Source organism: Kribbella sp., from assembly GCF_035687465.1.
In the GTDB taxonomy this organism is placed as follows: domain Bacteria; phylum Actinomycetota; class Actinomycetes; order Propionibacteriales; family Kribbellaceae; genus Kribbella.
Genome location: NZ_DASRXP010000347.1, coordinates 1 through 2162, shown reverse-complemented (window position 1 = coordinate 2162; position 2162 = coordinate 1). Strand labels below are relative to the sequence as shown.

Sequence of the window (2162 nt, the reverse complement as noted above, 5' to 3'; positions counted from 1 at the left end):
GCGGCATGGTGTAGCGGGCGTCGTCGGCGAGCAGGTCCCCGATCGAATCCGCGTCGGCTTGCTCCCAGGCGGTCGCGAAGTTGTCGATGAGTTGCTGCTCCCGGTCCTGCCCGAGCGAGGCGAGCTCAGCCTGCTGGCTGACCGGTGGGATCCGTTCGTCGACGGCCTTGCGGGCCTGCTGGAACGCGTTGTCCACCGACTGCGGGCTGGTCTCGAGGATCACGGCGGCCTCGGCAGCGGAGTACTCGAGGACCTCCCTGAGGATGAGGACCGCGCGTTGGGTGCTGGGGATCTGCTGCAAGGCGGCGATGAAGGCGAGTTCGACGGTCACGCGCTGCTCGTAGCCGGCCTCCGGGTCGTCCGGGCACGGCTCCAGCCAGATCGGCTCCAGGATCGGTGCGCCGAGCTCCCCCGGATCCTGCCGGGCCGCGACCTGGTCGGAGGTCAGCACCTTCTTCGGCCGCTGCGAGCTCAGCCGCAGACAGGTGTCGGTACTGATCCGGTACAACCAGCTCCGGACCGACGTGCTGCCGTCGTACCCGCCCATCTCCTGCCAGGCGCCGAGCAACGACTGCTGCAACGCGTCCTCCGCATCGTGGAGCGACCCGAGCATCCGGTAACAGTGCGCCCCGAGTTCCTTCCGGTACGCGCCCGCCAACTCCCCGTACGCCGCCTCGTCCCCGCCCCTGGCCAACGCCACCAACTCGACATCGCTCACCCCTCGACACTAGGTCACCGAAGGGCCCCGTTGGTTACTCAGGGCCAGGTAGTGGCGTTGGCAGCGAAGAGCTCGGGTGGGCTGTGGAGCGGGATGACGCAGACAAGCTGGCCGCCCGGGACGCGCAGAGTGTGGCATCCCTGCCAGACCAGAACGTCTCCGCACGGGAGGCCTGGTCCTGAGGCACGTCTATCAGCAGCGTCGACACCCGACTCCGATGCATCCCCGGATCTTAGGCGTGTCGCTGAATTCCCCCAAGGGTGACCGGAGGTCTGTGGGGCGTTGCCCGCTGGTGGGTGGGCGCTCACGATGACCGGAACAGACGACGCGTCCGTCCCCTTGCAACTTTCCGCCCCAAGATGCCAGGAGGAGCTCATGCCCAGCTCCGTCAGTTCGTCACGCCCACTCCGCCGCCGTCTCCCGCTCCTCGTCACCGGACTGGCCGTCGCGGTCGCCCCGGTCCTGACCACCCGCAGCGCGAGCGCGCTCGACGCTCCGCAGGAAGCCGCCGCACCGGCCGTCGCGTTCGAGATCCAGAGCCTGGACGGCACCGGCAACAACCAGGCCCACCCGACCTGGGGCAAGTCCGGCCTGCCCTACTCCCGGGTGGCCCCGACCCGCTACGCGGACGGCAGGAGCGAGCCCGTCGCCGGCCCGAACGCGCGCACCGTGAGCAACCGGGTGTTCCAGGACGAGGCCCAGAACCTGTTCTCCGAGCGCCAGGTCACCCAGTGGGGTTTCGTCTGGGGCCAGTTCCTCGACCACACGATCGGCCTTCGCGAGGGCCGGGCACCCGGCGATCCCCAGGGCGAGACGCGCAACATCGGTTTCGATGCCAACGATCCCCTGGAGAAGTTCACCAACGACTTCGGCTGCCTGTCCTTCGTCCGCTCGACGGCTGCACCCGGCACCGGCGTCACCACCCCACGGCAGCAGACCAACACCCTCAGCTCGTACGTCGACGCGTTCGCGGTGTACGGCGGCTCCAACCAGCGGCTCGAGTGGCTCCGCGAAGGCCCGGTCGACGGCAACCTCGGCAACAACGGCGCCAGGTTGCTCCTCCCCGGCGACTACCTGCCCCGCAAGGACAGCCGCGGCGATCCCGCCTCCGCTCCCGCGATGGACATCGACGGCGCGCTCCGGAGTACGCCGAATCGCGCGATCGTCGCCGGCGACGTACGGGCCAACGAGAACATCGCGTTGACGGCGACGCAGACGCTGTTCGCCCGGGAGCACAACCGGATCGTCGCGCAGTTGCCCGGCTCGCTCAGCAACGAGGACAGGTTCCAGATCGCCCGCCGGGTCGTTCTCGCGGAGCAGCAGTACATCACCTACAACGAGTTCCTCCCCGCCGTCGGGGTCACGCTGCCGGCGTACACGGGCTACAAGCCCGGGACCGACGCGACCTTGAGCAACGAGTTCGCGACCGTCGGATACCGCGCGC

Annotated in this window: 2 protein-coding genes; one reads left to right on the top strand and one right to left on the bottom strand. The window is 69.2% G+C overall.

The genetic code is table 11. The annotated features are described in order from the left end of the window. Nucleotides 1–718: RNA polymerase subunit sigma-70 (locus VFG33_RS18315; protein ID WP_325054106.1), on the bottom strand; the 718-nt coding region annotated here is incomplete at its 3' end. Nucleotides 719–1093: 375 nt separating this feature from the next. On the opposite strand from VFG33_RS18315, the gene VFG33_RS18310 reads away from it, so the two are divergent. Then, nucleotides 1094–2162, top strand: a 1069-nt coding sequence (locus VFG33_RS18310; protein WP_325054105.1) for a peroxidase family protein, incomplete at its 3' end; no start/stop codon positions are given.